At 65.7% G+C, this 17,809-nt stretch carries 21 protein-coding genes; all 21 read right to left on the bottom strand.

The window, feature by feature from the left end:
* Positions 1–7: 7 nt before the first annotated feature.
* The 21 genes from nuoN to ndhC all read right to left on the bottom strand — a co-directional run bounded on the left by nuoN (position 8) and on the right by ndhC (position 17,760).
* Entirely contained in the window at positions 8–1,474 is a 1,467-nt protein-coding gene (gene nuoN / locus AAW00_RS03205) for an NADH-quinone oxidoreductase subunit NuoN (RefSeq protein ID WP_047002852.1), read from the bottom strand.
* Entirely contained in the window at positions 1,474–3,006 is a 1,533-nt protein-coding gene (locus AAW00_RS03200; RefSeq protein ID WP_047002851.1) for an NADH-quinone oxidoreductase subunit M, read from the bottom strand. The genes nuoN and AAW00_RS03200 overlap by 1 nt, the downstream gene beginning before the upstream one ends.
* Complete coding sequence (gene nuoL / locus AAW00_RS03195) at positions 3,006–5,069, bottom strand: NADH-quinone oxidoreductase subunit L (RefSeq protein WP_047002850.1); 2,064 nt, start codon at positions 5,067–5,069, stop codon at positions 3,006–3,008. The genes AAW00_RS03200 and nuoL overlap by 1 nt, the downstream gene beginning before the upstream one ends.
* A 3-nt stretch (positions 5,070–5,072) precedes the next feature.
* Positions 5,073–5,378, bottom strand: a complete 306-nt coding sequence (gene nuoK / locus AAW00_RS03190; protein ID WP_047002849.1) for an NADH-quinone oxidoreductase subunit NuoK — start codon at positions 5,376–5,378, stop codon at positions 5,073–5,075.
* Positions 5,375–5,992 (bottom strand): NADH-quinone oxidoreductase subunit J, encoded by a 618-nt coding sequence (locus AAW00_RS03185; RefSeq protein WP_047002848.1) that lies wholly within the window; start codon positions 5,990–5,992, stop codon positions 5,375–5,377. The genes nuoK and AAW00_RS03185 overlap by 4 nt, the downstream gene beginning before the upstream one ends.
* A gap of 18 nt (positions 5,993–6,010) precedes the next feature.
* The gene (nuoI, locus tag AAW00_RS03180) at positions 6,011–6,496 is read right to left on the bottom strand and encodes an NADH-quinone oxidoreductase subunit NuoI (RefSeq protein WP_047002847.1); all 486 of its coding nucleotides are present in this window, start codon (positions 6,494–6,496) and stop codon (positions 6,011–6,013) included.
* Positions 6,493–7,551: an NADH-quinone oxidoreductase subunit NuoH gene (gene nuoH / locus AAW00_RS03175; RefSeq protein WP_047002846.1), complete on the bottom strand. Its 1,059-nt coding sequence runs from the start codon at positions 7,549–7,551 to the stop codon at positions 6,493–6,495. The genes nuoI and nuoH overlap by 4 nt, the downstream gene beginning before the upstream one ends.
* A complete protein-coding gene (locus AAW00_RS14855; RefSeq protein ID WP_156169909.1) occupies positions 7,548–7,703 on the bottom strand; it encodes a hypothetical protein in 156 nt (51 codons plus the stop codon). Before AAW00_RS14855 ends, nuoH begins: the two co-directional genes overlap by 4 nt.
* Positions 7,700–9,712 carry an NADH-quinone oxidoreductase subunit NuoG gene (nuoG, locus tag AAW00_RS03170; RefSeq protein ID WP_047002845.1) on the bottom strand — a complete coding sequence of 671 codons (2,013 nt, stop codon included), beginning with the start codon at positions 9,710–9,712 and terminating at the stop codon, positions 7,700–7,702. Before nuoG ends, AAW00_RS14855 begins: the two co-directional genes overlap by 4 nt.
* Positions 9,712–10,398, bottom strand: coding sequence for a hypothetical protein (locus AAW00_RS03165; protein WP_047002844.1), 687 nt, complete (start codon positions 10,396–10,398; stop codon positions 9,712–9,714). The genes nuoG and AAW00_RS03165 overlap by 1 nt, the downstream gene beginning before the upstream one ends.
* A complete protein-coding gene (locus AAW00_RS03160; RefSeq protein ID WP_047002843.1) occupies positions 10,391–11,023 on the bottom strand; it encodes a hypothetical protein in 633 nt (210 codons plus the stop codon). Before AAW00_RS03160 ends, AAW00_RS03165 begins: the two co-directional genes overlap by 8 nt.
* Entirely contained in the window at positions 11,020–12,312 is a 1,293-nt protein-coding gene (gene nuoF / locus AAW00_RS03155) for an NADH-quinone oxidoreductase subunit NuoF (RefSeq protein ID WP_047002842.1), read from the bottom strand. The genes AAW00_RS03160 and nuoF overlap by 4 nt, the downstream gene beginning before the upstream one ends.
* Complete coding sequence (locus tag AAW00_RS15230; RefSeq protein WP_169747302.1) at positions 12,312–12,458, bottom strand: hypothetical protein; 147 nt, start codon at positions 12,456–12,458, stop codon at positions 12,312–12,314. Before AAW00_RS15230 ends, nuoF begins: the two co-directional genes overlap by 1 nt.
* A gap of 39 nt (positions 12,459–12,497) precedes the next feature.
* Positions 12,498–13,361 carry an FkbM family methyltransferase gene (locus AAW00_RS03150; protein WP_047003498.1) on the bottom strand — a complete coding sequence of 288 codons (864 nt, stop codon included), beginning with the start codon at positions 13,359–13,361 and terminating at the stop codon, positions 12,498–12,500.
* On the bottom strand, positions 13,358–14,026 hold the full coding sequence (gene nuoE, locus AAW00_RS03145) for an NADH-quinone oxidoreductase subunit NuoE (RefSeq protein WP_047002841.1): 669 nt from the start codon (positions 14,024–14,026) through the stop codon (positions 13,358–13,360). Before nuoE ends, AAW00_RS03150 begins: the two co-directional genes overlap by 4 nt.
* On the bottom strand, positions 14,016–14,165 hold the full coding sequence (locus tag AAW00_RS14850; RefSeq protein ID WP_156169908.1) for a hypothetical protein: 150 nt from the start codon (positions 14,163–14,165) through the stop codon (positions 14,016–14,018). Before AAW00_RS14850 ends, nuoE begins: the two co-directional genes overlap by 11 nt.
* On the bottom strand, positions 14,162–15,376 hold the full coding sequence (locus AAW00_RS03140; protein WP_047003497.1) for an NADH-quinone oxidoreductase subunit D: 1,215 nt from the start codon (positions 15,374–15,376) through the stop codon (positions 14,162–14,164). The genes AAW00_RS14850 and AAW00_RS03140 overlap by 4 nt, the downstream gene beginning before the upstream one ends.
* Positions 15,373–15,924 carry a hypothetical protein gene (locus tag AAW00_RS03135; RefSeq protein WP_047002840.1) on the bottom strand — a complete coding sequence of 184 codons (552 nt, stop codon included), beginning with the start codon at positions 15,922–15,924 and terminating at the stop codon, positions 15,373–15,375. The genes AAW00_RS03140 and AAW00_RS03135 overlap by 4 nt, the downstream gene beginning before the upstream one ends.
* A complete protein-coding gene (locus AAW00_RS03130) occupies positions 15,924–16,775 on the bottom strand; it encodes an NADH-quinone oxidoreductase subunit C (RefSeq protein WP_047002839.1) in 852 nt (283 codons plus the stop codon). Before AAW00_RS03130 ends, AAW00_RS03135 begins: the two co-directional genes overlap by 1 nt.
* Positions 16,772–17,245, bottom strand: a complete 474-nt coding sequence (locus AAW00_RS03125) for a NuoB/complex I 20 kDa subunit family protein (protein WP_047003496.1) — start codon at positions 17,243–17,245, stop codon at positions 16,772–16,774. The genes AAW00_RS03130 and AAW00_RS03125 overlap by 4 nt, the downstream gene beginning before the upstream one ends.
* 128 nt (positions 17,246–17,373) lie before the next feature.
* Positions 17,374–17,760: an NADH-quinone oxidoreductase subunit A gene (gene ndhC / locus AAW00_RS03120; RefSeq protein WP_047002838.1), complete on the bottom strand. Its 387-nt coding sequence runs from the start codon at positions 17,758–17,760 to the stop codon at positions 17,374–17,376.
* Between the last annotated feature and the right edge of the window lie 49 nt (positions 17,761–17,809).

Below are 17,809 nucleotides of genomic sequence, written 5' to 3'. Positions count from 1 at the left end.
GGCGGGCCTAGACGACCGGAAGCGCCAGCGAGCTCGCCGCCATGGTAGCGATGTTGCCCAGCCACGGGATGAGGAAGTACCCCAGTGGCGAGATCAGCAGCGCGCAGACCACCAGAAGCACGGTGTGCGCCCAGTCGGCCTCGCCCTTCACCGTGTCCGCCGGGTCGTCGAAGAACATGACCTTGACGATCTTGATGTAGTAGAACGCACCGATCACGCTGGCGGCGATGCCGATGGCGGCGAGCGCCACGAGGTCGGCTTGGACCGTGGCCTGGAACACTACGAACTTGCCCCAGAAGCCGAACAGCGGCGGGATGCCCGCAAGGCTGAACATCAGCGCCAGAAGGCACCAGGCGACCAGCGGTCGGGTGGTCGACAGGCCGGCGAGGTCGGCGATGCCTTCGAGCTGCCGCCCCTCGGCATCGCGCAGTAGGAGCACGGCCACGAAGCTGCCCACGGTCATCACCACGTAGATGGCGAGATAGACCATCATCCCGCTCACGCCTGCCACGGTGGCGGCGGCGAGGCCGATGAGGATGAAGCCGACGTTGTTGATCGAGCTGTAGGCCATCAGGCGCTTGATGTTGGTCTGGCCGATGGCACCCAGTGCGCCCACCACGATGGAGAGCAGCGCGGCGAAGATCACCACCTGCCGCCAAGCGTCGACCTGCGTGCCGAACGCCTCCAGCGCGACGCGCGCCAGCAGGGCGATGGCCGCGACCTTGGGGGCGCTGGCGAAGAACATCGTCACGGGCGTTGGCGCGCCGGTGTAGACGTCTGGCGTCCACATATGGAACGGCGCGGCGCTGATCTTGAAGGCGAGGCCCGCCAGCACGAAGATGAGGCCGAACAGCATGCCGGTGTTGAGGCCGCCCGCGGTCGCCACGGCGATACCGGCGAAGCTGGTCGTGCCGGTGAAGCCGTAGGTCAGGCTCATCCCGAACAGCAGGATGCCCGAAGCAAGCGCGCCCAGCACGAAGTACTTGAGGCCCGCTTCCGCCGAACGCTCGTCGTCGCGCAGGATCGAGGCGAGGACGTAGGCCGAAAGCGAGTTCAGTTCGAGCCCGATGTAGAGCGTGACGAGGTCGGCGGCCGAGACCATCACGCTCATGCCGAGCGCGGCGAACAGGACCAGCAGCGCAAATTCCGCCCGCATGGCGCCGAGCCGCTCGAAGAAGCGGGGGGCGACGACGAGCGTGGCGCCCGCCGCGGCATAGATCATCAGCTTGGCGAGGCCGGCAAAGGCATCGGCGCTGAACTGCCCGCCGAAGGCCATGCGGTCGGGGCCGGAGGCTCCGGCGCAGACCGCGGGCGCGACGAGCGCGAAGGCGGCACCAAGCGCAATGCAGGTGGCAATGCTGATCGTGCGCGCCAGCTTGTCTCCGCCCCAGGCGGCGAACAGCAGCAGGACAAGGCCCGAGAGCGAGAGGACGAGCTCGGGCGCGATCAAGCCGAGAGAGGTCGAGAGGTCCATCAGTGGGCTCCCTCCGCCGGTTCGACGGCAGCGGCAGGCGCGGCCTCACCGATCACAAGGTCAGCATCGCTGGCAGGTGCGGCCCGGTCGAGACGCTGGTCGAGCAGTTCGATGTCAGCACGCATGGGGGCAAGGAAGCTTTCCGGATAGACGCCCATCCACAGCACGACCGCGGCGATGGGCGCGAGCAGCAGCAGCTCGCGCGCCGAGAGATCGGGCATGGCGGCGGCATCGGCGTTGACCTGCTGGCCGAAGGCGATGCGGCGGTAGAGATAAAGCATGTAGGCAGCGCCCAGGATGATGCCGGTGGTGGCGACGAAGGCCGCCCAGCTGCTCGCCTGATAGATGCCCGCGAGCGAGAGGAACTCGCCCACGAAGCCGCTCGTGCCCGGCAGGCCGATGCTGGCCATAGTGAACAGCAGGAACAGCACGGCATACTTGGGCATGTTGATGGCAAGGCCGCCGTAGCGGGCGATCTCTCGCGTGTGCAGCCGGTCGTAGATCACGCCCACGCACAGGAACAGCGCGCCCGAGACGAGGCCGTGGCTGAGCATGATGATCATGCCGCCTTCCAGCCCCTGCACGTTGAAGGCGAAAAGGCCCACGATCACGATCGCCATGTGCGCGACCGAGGAATAGGCGATGAGCTTCTTCATGTCGTGCTGGACCAGCGCGATGAGGCTGGTGATGACCACCGCCGCCATGGCGAGGCCCCACATCAGCCAGGCGAACTGCGCGCTCGCTTCCGGGAACATGGGAAGGCTGAAGCGGATGAAGCCGTAACCGCCCAGCTTCAGCAGCACCCCCGCCAGGATGACCGAGCCCGCGGTCGGCGCCTGCACGTGCGCGTCGGGCAGCCACGTGTGGACGGGCCACATCGGCACCTTCACCGCGAAGCTGGCGAAGAAGGCGAGGAACAGCAGCGTCTGCGCGCCCGGATCGAAATCGTAGCGCATCAGGTCGGGGATGGCCGATGTGCCCGCCTCGTTCACCATCCACAGCATGGCGATCAGCATCAGGACCGAGCCGATCAGCGTGTAGAGGAAGAACTTGTAGGCCGCGTAAATGCGGTTGTCGCCGCCCCAGATGCCGATGATCAGGTACATCGGGATGAGGCCGGCCTCGAAGAAGATGTAGAACAGGAAGATGTCCTGCGCGGCAAAGGTGCCGATCATCAGCACCTCCATCAGCAGGAAGGCGGCCATGTATTCGCCCACGCGCTTCTGGATCGCCTGCCAGCTCGCGCCGATGCAGATCGGCATGAGGAAGACGCTGAGCATGATGAGCATCAGCGCGATGCCGTCGATACCGAGCGCGTAGCGGAAGCCGGCGAAGAGGTTCGCGCTCTCAACGAACTGCCATTGGTCGCCGCCGATGTCGTAATTGGCCCACAGGACCACGCCGAGGGCGAGGTCGATCAGCGTTGCCGCCAGAGCTATCAGGCGCGCGGCAGGCGCCTTCACGAACAGGCAGGCAATGGCGCCGACGAGCGGCACCAGAAGCATGACGGTGAGGATGGGGAACCCGGCCATCAGAACAGCACCCAGGTCACGGCGGCGACAAGGCCGAGCAGCATCACGAGCGCGTAGCTGGTGAGGTAGCCCGACTGCACGCTGCGCGCGAGGTTGGAGCCGCGCGCGACCACCCAGGCGACGCCATTCGGGCCGAAGCGGTCGATGGTCCCCTCGTCACCTTTCTTCCAGAACAGGCGGCCGAGCCAGAAGGCGGGCTTCACGAACACGGCGTTGTACAATTCGTCGAACATCCACTTGCGGTAGACAAAGGTGTAGATCGGGCCGAGCTGCTCGGCAGTCTCGCGCGGCACGCTGGGCTTGATCAGGTAGGCATAGATCGCGCCGAGGAGGCCCAGCACCATCACGATGGTGGCGGCGTACTTCACCAGTCCGGGCACGAGATGCATCTCGTGCATCAGGTGCTCGTTGTAGGCGATGGCGCCGTTCCAGAACGCGGCTTCGTCGAGGAAGGCGTGGCTGAAGACGAAGCCCGCGGCGATGGCACCAAGGCTCAGCACGGCGAGCGGGATGAGCATGGTCACCGGGCTCTCGTGCGGGTGATAGCCGCCGGTACCCTCGTGGTGCGAGGGATCGGGAACGGCATGGTGCACATCGTGCCCGGCGTCTTCCTGGCGCGGCGGGTTGTGGTCCTTCGGCTCGTCGTGGCCGTGATGGACGGCGTGCTGGATGTGCTCGCTTTGCGCCCAGCGCGGCTTGCCCCAGAAGGTCAGGAACATCAGGCGCCACGAGTAGAAGCTCGTCATAAGCGCGGCGACCGTTCCCAGCCAGAAGGCGAGGTTGGAATACGCGCCCTCCGAAGCCCAGGCCGCCTCAAGGATTGCATCCTTCGAATGGAAGCCCGCGAAACCGACGTGCAACGCCACAACGCCGACACCGGTGATCGCCAGGGTGCCGAACAGCATGGCCCAGAAAGTCAGCGGAATTTCCTTACGCAGGCCGCCGTAATACCGCATGTCCTGCTCGTGATGCATGGCGTGGATGACCGAGCCCGCGCCAAGGAACAGCAGAGCCTTGAAGAAGGCGTGGGTGAACAGGTGGAACATCGCCGCGCCGTAGGCACCCACGCCCGCGGCGAAGAACATGTAGCCGAGCTGCGAGCAGGTCGAATAGGCGATAACCCGCTTGATGTCCCACTGCGTCATGCCGATGGTTGCGGCAAAGAAGCAGGTGGCGGCGCCGATTACGGTGACGAAGGCCAGCGCGGCGGGCGCGGCCTCGAACATCGGCGACAGGCGGCAGACCATGAACACGCCCGCGGTCACCATGGTGGCGGCGTGGATCAACGCGGAAACGGGGGTCGGGCCCTCCATCGCGTCGGGCAGCCAGGTGTGCAGGCCCAGCTGCGCGGACTTGCCCATCGCGCCGATGAACAGAAGAATGCACAGGACCGTCAGCGTATCGACGCGGAGGCCTAGGAAACCGATCTCGCTCGCGCCCTGCAGCGCCGGCGCGGCGGCGAGGATTTCCGGAATGCTGGTGGTGCCGAACACTAGGAACGTGCCGAAGATGCCGAGCATGAAGCCGAGGTCGCCCACGCGGTTGACCACGAAGGCCTTGATCGCGGCGGCGTTGGCGCTCGGCTTGCGGAACCAGAAGCCGATCAGCAGGTAGCTCGCCAGGCCCACGCCTTCCCATCCGAAGAACATCTGGACGAGGTTGTTGGCCGTCACCAGCATCAGCATGGCGAAGGTGAACAGCGAGAGGTAGGCGAAGAAGCGGCTCTGGTCCGGGTCCTCCTCCATGTAGCCCCAGCTGTAGAGGTGGACGAGCGCGGAGACGGTGGTGATAACCACCAGCATGATCGCCGTCAGCGTATCGACGCGCAGCTCCCAGTCGAAGGCCATGTCGCCCGAGCGCACCCAGTCGAGCACGTGGACCACACCCGGCTCCACGCCGCCGCCGAGGTATTGCAGGAAGATCGGCCAGCTCAGCGCGCAGGCGAGAAACAGGCCGCCCGTCGTCACCAGCTTGGCAACGAATGCTCCCATCACGCGCCCGCCCAGCCCGGCGATGAGCGCCGCGACCAGGGGCGCGAAAACGATGATCAGGATGGAGTTCAAGACCTAGCCCTTCATCCGGTTGGCATCGTCCACCGCGATCGTGCCGCGCGAACGGAAGTAGATGACGAGGATGGCGAGCCCGATGGCCGCCTCGCCCGCCGCGACGGTGAGCACGAACATGGCGAACACCTGCCCCGTCAGGTCGCCGAGGAAGGCGCTGAAGGCGACGAGGTTGATGTTCACCGCCAGCAGGATCAGCTCGATCGCCATGAGGACGACGATGATGTTCTTGCGGTTCATGAAGATGCCGAGAACGCCGAGCACGAACAGGATCGAGCTGACGACGATGTAATGTTCGATCCCGATCACAGCTCGACCCCCTCGCCCACGGTGGGCTGGCGCATGACGGTCGCATCCTGCGGCCGGCGGTTGACCTGCCGCGAGATGTTCTGCTGCCCGCGGCTCGCGCGCTTTTCGCGGTGGGTCAGCACGATGGCGCCGATCATCGCGACGAGCAGGATGATTCCCGCGGTCTCGAACAGGAACAGGTAGCGGCTGTAGAGCAGCGCACCTATGGCCTTGGTGTTGGACACGCCCGCCATGGTCGCCGCATCACCCAGAGGCTGGCCGAGATCGAGCCCGCCCGCGCGCCAGGCGCCGATGCCGAAGACCAGCTCCGCCAGAAGGATCAGCGCGATGGCCACGCCCAGCGGCGCGTTCTTCATGAAGCCCGATCGCAGCGTGCTGAAATCGATGTTGAGCATCATGACCACGAACAGGAATAGCACCGCGACCGCGCCGACGTAGACGATGACCAGGAGCATGGCGATGAACTCGGCGCCCACCAGCACCATAAGGCCGGCGGCGTTGAAGAATGCGAGGATCAGCCAGAGCACGGAGTGCACCGGGTTCCTCGCCATCACGACGAGCACCGCGCTGGCGATCATCAGGACCGCGAAAAGGTAGAAGGCGAAGACTTGCATGACGGTTTCGCGCGGCCCCTAACGATACGGCGCATCGGCTTCAAGGTTCGCGGCGATGGCGCGCTCCCACTTGTCCCCGTTGGCCAGCAGTTTCGCCTTGTCGTAGAGTAATTCCTCGCGCGTCTCGGTCGCGTATTCGAAGTTCGGCCCCTCCACCACGGCATCCACCGGGCAGGCTTCCTGGCAGAACCCGCAGTAGATGCACTTGGTCATGTCGATGTCGTAGCGCGTGGTGCGGCGGCTGCCGTCGGCGCGCGGCTCACTCTCGATGGTGATGGCCTGCGCCGGACACACCGCCTCGCACAGCTTGCACGCGATGCACCGCTCCTCGCCGTTGGGATAGCGGCGCAGCGCGTGCTCGCCGCGGAAGCGCGGGCTGAGCGGGTTCTTCTCGAACGGGTAGTTGATCGTCACCTTGGGCTTGAAGAAATACTTCAGCGTGAGGGCGTGCGCCTTCACGAACTCCCACAGGGTGAACGACTTGACGAGTTGGGCGAGGCTCATGCCGCACCTCCGTAACGGGTGAACATCAGCCATCCGGAAATGACGACGACGAAGATCAGGCTCATCGGCAGGAACACCTTCCACCCGAGCCGCATCAGCTGGTCGTAGCGGTAGCGCGGGACGGTCGCCATCACCCAGCTGAACATGAAGAAGAAGAACCAGGTCTTCAGCAGGAACCACACGATTCCGGGCACGTCGAACCACGGGATGAGGTCGATGTTGAGCGGCGGCAGCCAGCCACCGAAGAACAGCAGCGTGTTAAGCGCGCACATCAGCAGGATATTGGCGTATTCGCCGAGCCAGAACAGCGCGAAGGCCATCGAGCTATATTCGGTCTGGTACCCGGCGACCAGCTCGCTCTCCGCCTCGGTCAGGTCGAAGGGCACGCGCTGGGTTTCGGCAAGCGAGCTGATGAAGAACACCACCCACATCGGGAACAGCAGCAGGTTGAACCAGTAGCCGTTGACGATGCCGAACCCGTGGCCGAGCTGGCCCATCACGATCTCGGAAAGGTTGAACGAGCCCGCGTAGAGGATCACGCACACCAGGATGAAGCCGATCGAGACCTCGTAGGAGATCATCTGCGCGGCGGCGCGCATGGCGGAGAAGAACGGGTACTTGGAGTTAGACGCCCAGCCCGCCATCGTCACGCCGTAGACGCTCAATGAACTGATCGCGAGGATGTAGAGCACGCCCACGTTGATGTTCGCCAGCACCACGCCCGCGTCGAACGGGATCACCGCCCAGGCCAGCAGCGCCACGGTAAAGGTGACGATGGGGGCGAGAATGAAGATGCCCTTGTTGGCTGCGCTGGGAACGATAGTCTCTTGCAGGAAGACCTTGAGGCCGTCCGCGAAGCTCTGCAGCAGGCCGAACGGGCCCACCACGTTCGGTCCGCGCCGCAGGTTGATCGCCGCCCAGACCTTGCGGTCCATGTAGATGATCATGGCCACCGCCAGCATCAGCGGCAGCGCGATGAGCAGGATGCCCGCCACGCTGGCGACGAAAATCGCCCAGCCCGAATCCATGCCCCATTGTGTGAAGGCGTCGGTCATCGCCGCTTGTCCTTCTCGCTCTTGGACCAGGCTTCGTTCTGCCACCCGTTGCGGGCGCTGGACTTGTCGCGCTTTTCGGGGCCGAAGGCGCGGTAGGCGGCGTAGCCCGCGAAACCGAGCCCGCCGACGACGACGAGGGGAAGATGGATCATTCGGCGGCCTCCCGCAGCGCGTCACCGTGCAGCAGCTCGTCCGAGCAGCGCTGCATCACCAGGCTGGCGCGGGCGATGGGGTTGGTGAGGTAGAAGTCCTTGATCGGATAGACGATCTCGCGGCTTTCCAGCGTCGCGTCCATGTCCGTCGGCAACGCACCGTAGTCGGCGATCTCGCCCTCGCGGCCGAGCGCGGGAACCTCGGCGATCATCGCGGCGCGCAGCTCGGCGAAGCCGTCGAAGCCGACGGTAACGCCGAGCGCATCGGCCAGCGCGCGCAGGATCGTCCAGTCCTCGCGCGCGTCGCCGGGCGCGAAGACGGCCTTGTCGCTCATCTGCACGCGGCCTTCGGTGTTGACGTAGGTGCCTGCCTTCTCGGTGAAGGCGGCAGCGGGCAGGATCACGTCCGCCGCATGCGCGCCCTTGTCGCCGTGGTGGCCGATGTAGACCTTGAGGCTGCCCTCGAAGGCGGAGAAATCGACCTCGTCCGCGCCTAGTGCCAAAACCACCTTCGGGATAGCGGCCGCAATGTCGGCGATGCCGCCTTTTTGCGCGAAGCCGAGCATCAGCGCGCCCATGCGCGCGGCGGAGAAGTGGAGGACGTTGAAGCCGTTCCAGCCATCGGCGACCGCACCGAAGCCCTGCGCCAGCTTCAGCGCCGCACCGTGAGCGCCCGCCGCCAGCCCTGCTCCGCCCACGATCACCGCCGGGCGGGTCGCCTTGTCGAAAGCCTCGGTAACGTGGCCCGGCAGATCGTTCAGCACGGCAACGTCGGTGCCGAGGAACTCGGCGTTGTAGGTCGTGTCCCAGTGCGGTCCGACCACGAACACCTTCGCGCCGCGCTTCACCGCCTTGCGGATGCGCACGTTCACCAGCGGCGCTTCCCAGCGCATGTGGCTGCCGACGATGAGAATGGCGTCCGCCTCCTCGATGCCCGCGAAGCCGGAGTTGAAGTTGACTGCGGCGAGGTTCGAGCAGTCGTAGCTCATGCCGGTCTGCCGGCTCTCGATCAGGTCCGACCCGCAGGCGCGCAGCAGCGCCTTGGCGGCGAACATCGTCTCGCAATCGACCATGTCGCCCGCGATCGCGGCGATAGAGGCGCCGGGAGCCGCCCCGGCGATGCGCGCGAAGGCGGCGTCCCAGCTGGATGCTTCCAGCTTGCCGTCCGCCCCGCGCAGGAAGACCTTGTCGAGCCGGCGGCGGGTCAGGCCATCGACCTGGTAGCGCGCCTTGTCGGAGATCCACTCCTCATTCACGTCGTCGTTGATGCGCGGCAGCACGCGCATGACTTCGCGCCCGCGGCTGTCGATGCGGATGTTGGCCCCGCAGGCGTCGCTGACGTCGATGCCCAGCGTTTTCTTCAGCTCCCACGGCCGCGCCTCGTAGGCGTAGGGTCCGCTGGTGAGCGCGCCGACCGGGCACAGGTCGATCACGTTGGCCGACAACTCGTGCTTCGCCGCCTGCTCGAGGTAAGTGGTGATCTGCATGTCCTCGCCGCGGTAGAGCGCGCCGATCTCGTCCACGCCCGCGATCTCTTCGGAGAAACGGACGCAGCGGGTGCAGTGGATGCAGCGCGTCATGATCGTCTTGATCAGCGGGCCCATGTTCTTGGACGTAACCGCGCGCTTGTTCTCGTGATAGCGGCTCGCCCCGCGGCCGTACATCAGGCTCTGGTCCTGCAGGTCGCACTCGCCGCCCTGGTCGCAGATCGGGCAATCGAGCGGGTGGTTGATGAGCAGGAACTCCATCACCCCCTCGCGTGCGGTCTTGACCATCAACGTGTCGGTGCGGATTTCCTGCCCCTCGGTGGCGGGCAGCGCGCAGCAGGCCTGCGGCTTGGGCGGCCCGGGCTTCACCTCGACGAGACACATGCGGCAATTGCCCGCGATGCTGAGGCGCTCGTGATAGCAGAAGCGCGGGATTTCCTTACCGGCAAGCTCGCACGCCTGCAGCACGGTTGCGCCGTCGGGAACCTCGACCTCGGCGCCGTCGACTGTGACTTTAGGCATCAGTTCCTACCTTGGATTGTGGCGCCCGCGCGCCCCGTCGCAATGCGCCATGCCGCTTCGGCAAGAGCCATGCGAACGTTAGTCGGATTGAGCGAAACCTCGCGATCCTGCGGCAGGCAGGATGCGAAATCGGCGGCCATCGCGCGGATCGCAGCAAGTTCGCCCCGCGTCGCTAGGTCGGTGCGGCTAAGAAGCTGACGCGTCTCCTCGGGGTGTGAGATCACGTAGCAGCGTGCAAAATCATGCAAAGTCGTCACCGCGAAGGGCTCGGCAGACAAACTGGCGGCAGAAGATGTGAGCTGGTCGTCGGCCAGGTTTGCAAACAGGCCTTTTGCTACCACGCCGCGGAAATGCGCTCGTCTTGCGCCGCTGACGGAGGTGAAGTTGCCCATGCAAACGTTACGCTGGACATTGTCATTGGTACTGAACAGCCGATCGAAAGCTTCAGCCTCTGCCTCGGAGTCGATCGGCTCATCGACAAACGCTTCGGCTTCGTCGCGCTTCATGTTGGCAAGGCACGGGCCCAGGCCGTCCAACATTCGCCAGTATTCGGCCATGCTCGCTTCGCGCGGCGCAGACGAGTAGCCAGAGGCTCCATTATTGAGCTGTGCCTGAGCCGGAACCGCGAAAGCCAAGGCGAAGGCGGCCGTGGAAACAGCCAAGGTGTTGAGGAGGAAGTCAGGCACCGTCAGCCTCCTGCGCCGCAAGCAGGCGCCAGGCGGCGGTCGCCAGCATGGCGCGCATGGCGAGCGGGCTCGCCTCGATCGCCGCGCCTTCTCGGGCACAATAATTGATGACCGGCGCGAGACGCTGGAGCGCGGCGGTCTCCTCCGCCGTTTCCACCTCGGTAGCGAACAGGCGCGCGGCAAGGTCCGGCGCGCCGCGCACGGTGCAGCTTGCGACCTGGTCGGTGTAGGAGAAGGTCGGTGCCTCGGCCCCGGCGGAGGCCGCGGTCAAGCGCTCGCGCAGCGGGGTCGCGGATGCCTCGATGGCACGCTCGGCCAACCCGCCCGCAAACGGCAGGCCGGACAGGCGGATCGAGCGATAGGCGCGCGGCATGGCGTCGAAGCAGCGCTGGCTGACACGTCGCTGGGCCATGTCGCCGATCAGATCATCATAGGCATCGCTGCGGTAGTCGAGCGCGAGGAGCGTCGCCGTATCGTCGCCGAACTCGTCGGCAATGCAGGCAGTCCACGCCGCAACGGCCTGCCGCTGCAGCGCGACGCTGCGCTCTGGCCGCGCGGACTGGGCCTGCGCGGGCGCGGCGATGGCCAGCGCGGCAATCACGGCAAAAAATGCAGCGCGCATCATTCCGCCGCCTCCTGAAGACTGCCTTCGCGCTCGGCAATGCGGCGTTCGAGTTCGGGGCGGAAGTGCTTGAGCAGGCCCTGGATCGGCCATGCGGCGGCATCGCCCAGCGCGCAGATGGTGTGGCCTTCCACCTGCTTGGTGACTTGGTAGAGCATGTCGATCTCGGCGCTCGAGCTTTCGCCCACGCGCAGCCGCTCCATCACGCGCCACATCCAGCCCGTGCCCTCGCGGCAGGGGGTACACTGGCCGCAGCTTTCGTGCTTGTAGAAATAGCTGAGGCGACTGATGGCGCGCACGATGTCCGTGCTCTTGTCCATCACGATGACGCCCGCGGTGCCGAGACCGGAGCCAAGCTCCTTCAAGCCGTCGAAATCCATGAAGGCATTGCGGATCTGCTCGCCGGGGACGAGCGGAACTGAGGAGCCGCCGGGGATCACCGCCAGCAGGTTGTCCCACCCGCCGCGGATGCCGCCGCAGTGCTTCTCGATGAGCTCCTCGAAGGTAATGCTCATCGCTTCCTCGACCACGCAGGGCGTGTTCACGTGCCCGCTGATCTGGAACAGCTTGGTGCCCTTATTGCCCTCGCGCCCGAAGGAACTGAACCACGAAGCCCCGCGCCGCAGGATCGTAGGGACGACCGCGATGCTTTCGACGTTGTTGACCGTCGTCGGGCAGCCGTAGAGGCCCGCACCCGCCGGGAACGGGGGCTTCAGGCGCGGCTGGCCCTTCTTGCCCTCGAGGCTCTCGATCATCGCGGTCTCTTCGCCGCAGATGTAGGCGCCCGCGCCGCGGTGCATGAAGACGTCGAAGTCGTAACCGGTGCCGCTGGCGTTGTTGCCGATGAGCTTGGCCTGATAGGCCTCGTCGATGGCGGCCTGCAGCGTCTCGGCCTCGCGGATGTATTCGCCGCGAATGTAGATGTAGGCGGCGCGCGCGCGCATGGCATAGCCGGCGATCAGCGCGCCCTCGATCAGCTTGTGCGGATCGTGGCGGATGATCTCGCGGTCCTTGCAACTGCCCGGCTCGGATTCGTCGGCGTTGATTACGAGGAAGCTCGGCCGGCCGTCCTTGCTTTCCTTGGGCATGAAGGACCATTTCATGCCGGTCGGAAAGCCCGCCCCGCCGCGCCCGCGCAGGCCAGAGGCCTTGATCTCCTCGATGATGTCGTCCTGCGACTTCGCCATCAGGCCTTTGGTATTGTCCCAGTCGCCCCGCTGGCGCGAGGCATCGAGCCCCCAGTGCTGGAAGCCGTAGACGTTGGTGAATATGCGATCCTTATCGGCCAGCATCAGCCCAGCCCTCCGCCGAAAACGACAAAGGCTGCGAGCGCGAGGATGGCGACGAGCGCCACCGTCTTGACGATGCCCTTGAGGAATTTCCACGCGATGAAGACGAGCACCAGCGCGACGATGATGGTGACGATCGAGCTATCCATGCGCGCCTCCATGGCTTGGGGATACGGTTGCGGGTTTCATCAGATCGCACGCTTTCCCACCCGCACCGGGCGCGAGGCGCGCAGGCGTTCGGTAACGAATGGCTCGTCACGCACGAAGAGGGTGTTGTTGGGCTTTAGGCCTTGGTCGGAAGCCGACAGCGTTCGGGTGAAGGGGTCGTACCAGCGCCGCGCGTAACCAGCCTTAGCAAAGGCATTCTCGACGAAAGGCGTGATCGTCTCGATCTGGACGGCGCGCAGCGAAGGGTTCGACAATACCTGCGATGCGCCCTTGATGAGACCTTCCTCCGCCCCCTCGACGTCGATCTTCATCGCGGCGAGCGGAACGCCGGCCAGTTCGTCGTCGAGGCGCCGCAGCGGCACGGGGCGCGTCGAACCGGCGTCGCCGCCCTCGGCGATCTGGTTGGTGGTGTCGCGCCCGACGGTGAAGTGCACGGTGCCCTCGCGCTCGCCGAGTGCGACCTCGTGCACGGTCACCGCATCGCCGATGCCGTTGTCCTCGATGTTTCGGCGCAGGAACGGCAGCGTCTCGTCGGCGGGCTCGAAGGCGTGGACCTTCGCGCCGCAGACCTTGGCCCCGATCACGGTATAGGTGCCGACGTTCGCGCCAACGTCCGCAAAGACGTCGCCCGGACGCAGAAAATGGGCGAAGAAGCCCATGTCGGCGAATTCATGCAACCCGTGATAGATGTTGCCGGTGGCGCCGGTCATTCCGCGGCGGACGTAAAGGCGCGCATCGTTGACCCAGGGCACGGTGCGTCCGCGGCCGTCGAGCCGGCTCTGCACCTGCCAGCGGAAGATCCGCCACAGCGTGCCGAGCCGGTCACCCGCGGCAAGCGGATGCGACCATGCAGCGCGGGCGAAATCGAGCGCGCCGTAGCTCACCACTCGCTCCGGTAGTCGTGATTGGCGTCGACCATTTCCTTGAGGCTGGTAGGACCGCCGGCGGGTTCGCTGGTGTGGCGGCCGGGTTCCTGAGTGCCGGTCTTGGGCTGCTCGCCCGCGGCCAGCGCGTCGAGGACGGCGTCGAGCCGCTCGGCGGTCAGGTCCTCGTAGTTGTCGTCGTTGATCTGCACCATCGGCGCGGTGGCGCAATTGCCCATGCACTCGACCTCGGTGAAGGACCACAGGCCGTCGTCAGAGACGTGCCCCTTTTTCATGCCGCGTGCCTTGCAGGCGGCCAGCAGGTCGTCCGATCCGCGCAGCATGCAGGGCGTGGTGCCGCAGACCTGCACGTGGAAGCGCCCGACGGGGGCGAGGTTGTACATGGTGTAGAAGGTCGCGACCTCGAGCACGCGGATCACCGGCATGTCTAGGTAGCTGGCGATGTACTCCATCACCGGCAGCGGCAGCCAGCCTTGCGTATTCGTCTCCGCCCCGACCTGCCGCTGGGCAAGGTCGAGCAGCGGCATGACCGCGCTCTTCTGGCGACCCTCGGGATAACGCTTGATCGCGGTATCGGCCTTGGCCCTCGTCGCCTCGTCGAACGACCAGTTGCCCCAGCGCTCGCGCAGTTCAGGGGTATCGGGGGCGATGTGTCTAGCGGCCATCGGTTTTGCCTTCGCTGAGTGTCCGAAGCGCCTTCTCGCGGTCGAGATGCTTCTGGTCGGCGCGCGCGCCAAGCCAGAGGACGAAAGCCCAGAAGCCGAGCACGACCAGCGCCGCGCCTATGCCGTAAACGAAGATCACCGGTCACACTCCCCAAACACGACGTCGATCGCGCCGAGGATGGCGGTCGCGTCGGGCAGCATGTGGCCCTTGCACATGAAGTCCATCGCCTGGAGGTGGCTGAAGGCTGTCGGTCGAATCTTGCAGCGATAGGGCTTGTTGCTGCCGTCGCTGACGAGATAGACACCGAACTCGCCCTTCGGGCTCTCGGTGGCGACGTAGACCTCGCCCGCGGGGACGTGGAAACCTTCGGTGTAGAGCTTGAAGTGATGGATCAGCGCTTCCATCGACTGCTTCATCTCGGCGCGCTTGGGGGGCGCGACCTTGCGGTCCTCGCTCAGCACCGGGCCCTCGGGCATCTGCGCGAGGCACTGCTTGATGATCTTCGCGCTCTCGTAGACTTCCTTCACGCGCACCATGAAGCGGTCGTAGCAGTCCGAATTGGTGCCGACGGGTATGTCGAACTCCATGCGGTCGTAGACCTCGTAGGGCTGGCTCTTGCGCAGATCCCACGGGATACCGGCGGCTCGGATCATCGGGCCGGAGAAGCCCCAGGCGACCGCATCCTCTTTCGAGACCACGGCGATGTCGACGTTGCGCTGCTTGAAGATACGGTTGTCGACCACCAGGCTCATCGCGTCGCCGAACAGTTCGGGCAGGCGCGTGTCGCACCAGTCGCCGATGTCGGTGAGAAGCTTCAGCGGCACATCCTGGTGGACGCCGCCCGGGCGCAGGTAGGCGTGGTGCATGCGCGCGCCGCTCATGCGCTCGAAGAAGTTCATGCAGTCTTCGCGGAGCTCGAACATCCACAGGTTGGGCGTCATCGCGCCCACGTCCATCACGTGGCTGCCGAGGTTGAGCATGTGGTTGCAGATGCGCGTCAGCTCGGCGAACAGCACGCGCAGGTACTGGGCGCGGATCGGCACCTCGACGTTGAGCAGCTTCTCCACCGCGAGGATGTAGCTGTGCTCCATGCACAGCGGGCTGCAATAATCGAGCCGGTCGAAATAGGGCAGCGCCTGCAGGTAGGTCTTGTACTCGATCAGCTTCTCGGTGCCGCGGTGCAGCAGGCCGACGTGCGGATCGATGCGTTCGATGATCTCGCCGTCGAGCTCCATGACCATGCGCAGCACGCCGTGCGCTGCGGGATGCTGCGGGCCGAAGTTGATGGTGTAGTTGGAAATTTCCCCGCCCTGAGTGGTGGGGCTTTCCTCTAATACAAGACCGCTCATGCGTCGCAGGTCCATGTGCCGGGCGCGTAGCGCACTTCGTTTGCCATATCCTTGCGCACGACCAGTTCAGCCGCCCAGCGGGTGCCGCCGTCGGCGCTCTGGCCGGCGCCTTCCGCGCGCTCGACGGTGACGGTGTACTCGCCGTCCGTCATGGTCGGACCGGCCTTCACGTAGTCGTAGCCGCCCATCTCCGCCCCGGCGAGGCGGCGGTCGACGCCGGTCACCTGGATGGCACCCACGCCGCGCGCATTGGCGGAGCGTTCGGACCCGGCGATGAACAGCGTCTCTCCACCATGCGCGAAGGCGCAGGCGCCGAGGTTCGGGCCGAGGTTGCGATCGGTGGTGCCGAGCGCCTGCAGCACAGGGACGGGATCGTCGATGCCCTGCACCTGTTCGCTGGCGATGCCGTCGACGGCCACGCCGGTCTCGTCGGGCGCTTCCTCGCGGGCCTGGTCCTCGACATCGCCGTCATCGACAGTGCCATTGTCGCAGGCGGCGAGCAGCATGGCGGGGGCCAGCATGGCGGCGATCAGGGAAATGCGGCGCATCAGTCCTTCTCCTCCTCGATCTCGGTTGCGGTGGCGGTATCGTTGGTGCTGCCCTCGCGCGGCTTGCGGTCCGGGCGATCTTCGGTGGGAGCTGGGGCCTCCGGATCCGGCGTGCCGGTGCCTTCCTTGGCCGGAGCGGCGGCGCTGACCTTTTCGGCGGCCTTGGCATCGGTCTTCGCCCCGGCACCGGTGTCCTTCGGGCTATCGGTCGACTTGGGCTCGGCGACCGGAGGGGTCGAGGCTTTTTCGTCGCCCGGCAGCACGTAGTCCGCGCCTTCCCACGGCGAGGTGAAGTCGAAGCTGCGGAAGTCTTGTGCCAGCTCCACCGGCTCATAGACCACGCGCTTCTCCTCCTCGGAATAGCGCAGTTCCTGATATCCGGTGAGCGGGAAGTCCTTGCGGAAAGGATGGCCCTCGAAACCGTAGTCCGTCAGGATGCGGCGCAGGTCCATGTTGCCGGCAAAGGTCACGCCGTACATGTCGAACACCTCACGCTCGAGCCAACCGGCATTCGGCCACAGCGTGGTGACGGTGGGCACGGGCGTCGCCTCGTCGGTAGCGCACTTGACGATGATGCGGTGGTTCTTCGTCAGGCTGAGGAGCATGTAGACCACCTCGAACCGCTCTGCGCGGTCGGGGAAGTCGACCCCGGCGATTTCCATCAGCTGCTGGTACGAATGCTCGTCGCGCAGAAGGCGCAGCGCGTCCTCGATCCGGTCGCGGTGGACGGTGACGACGATCTCGCCGTGCTCCTCGTGCCGCTCGGCCACCATGTCGCCGAGCGAGGCACACAGCGCGTCGCACACGCCATCGTTGCTGGCGTAGCGGGGTCCGGAATGGAGCACGCTCATCGCTCGATCGTCCCGCTGCGGCGGATCTTCCGTTGCAGCTGCATCACGCCGTAGAGCAGCGCCTCGGCAGTCGGCGGGCAGCCGGGGATGTAGATGTCGACCGGCACGATCCGGTCGCACCCGCGCACCACGGAATAGCTGTAGTGATAGTAGCCGCCGCCGTTGGCGCAGCTGCCCATCGAGATGACGTACTTGGGGTCCGACATCTGGTCGTAAACGCGGCGCAGCGCCGGGGCCATCTTGTTGCACAGGGTGCCCGCCACGATCATCACGTCCGACTGGCGCGGGCTGGCGCGCGGGGCGACGCCGAACCGCTCCATGTCGTAGCGCGGCATGTTGACGTGGATCATCTCCACCGCGCAGCAGGCGAGGCCGAAGGTCATCCACCACAAGGATCCGGTGCGGGCCCACTGGAACAGGTCCTCGGTGCTGGTGACGAGGAAGCCCTTGTCGTTCACCTCGGTCTGCATGGCGTTGAAGTAGTCGGCGTCGGGCTGGCGCACCTCGCCGCCCTTTGCGGCAGGGTGCAGCGCCGGGTTCACCGAATCCGTGCCGTCCTTCTGGAACGGCGGATAGAGCGCCTGGTCGGTCGTGTCGGTCACTCCCATTCGAGCGCTCCCTTCTTCCATGCATAGGCGAGGCCGACGGCCAGTTCGCCGAGGAACACCATCATGGTGATCCAGCCCGGCCATCCCGTCAGATCGAGGCTGACGGCCCAGGGGAACAGGAACGCCGCCTCCAGGTCGAAGATGATGAACAGGATGGCGACGAGGTAGAAGCGCACGTCGAACTGGCTGCGCGGATCCTCGAAAGCGGGGAAGCCGCACTCGTATTCGGTCAGCTTGCCTTCGGTCGGATTGTGCGTGCCGGTGAGGCGCGCCACACCCATCGGCAGGAACACGAATGCCGCCGACAGACCCGCCGCGATGAAGATGAAGATCAGCACCGGCAGGTATTCGGTGAGGTAGGAGGCTGGTTCGGCCAAGTTCGGACTCGGTTGCTAGCTGAGGGGTTCGTGGGCGCGTCTAGGCAAT

The organism is Aurantiacibacter luteus, from assembly GCF_001010945.1.
In the GTDB taxonomy this organism is placed as follows: Bacteria; Pseudomonadota; Alphaproteobacteria; order Sphingomonadales; family Sphingomonadaceae; genus Alteraurantiacibacter; species Alteraurantiacibacter luteus.
This window is presented reverse-complemented; position numbering and strand designations above follow the sequence as displayed.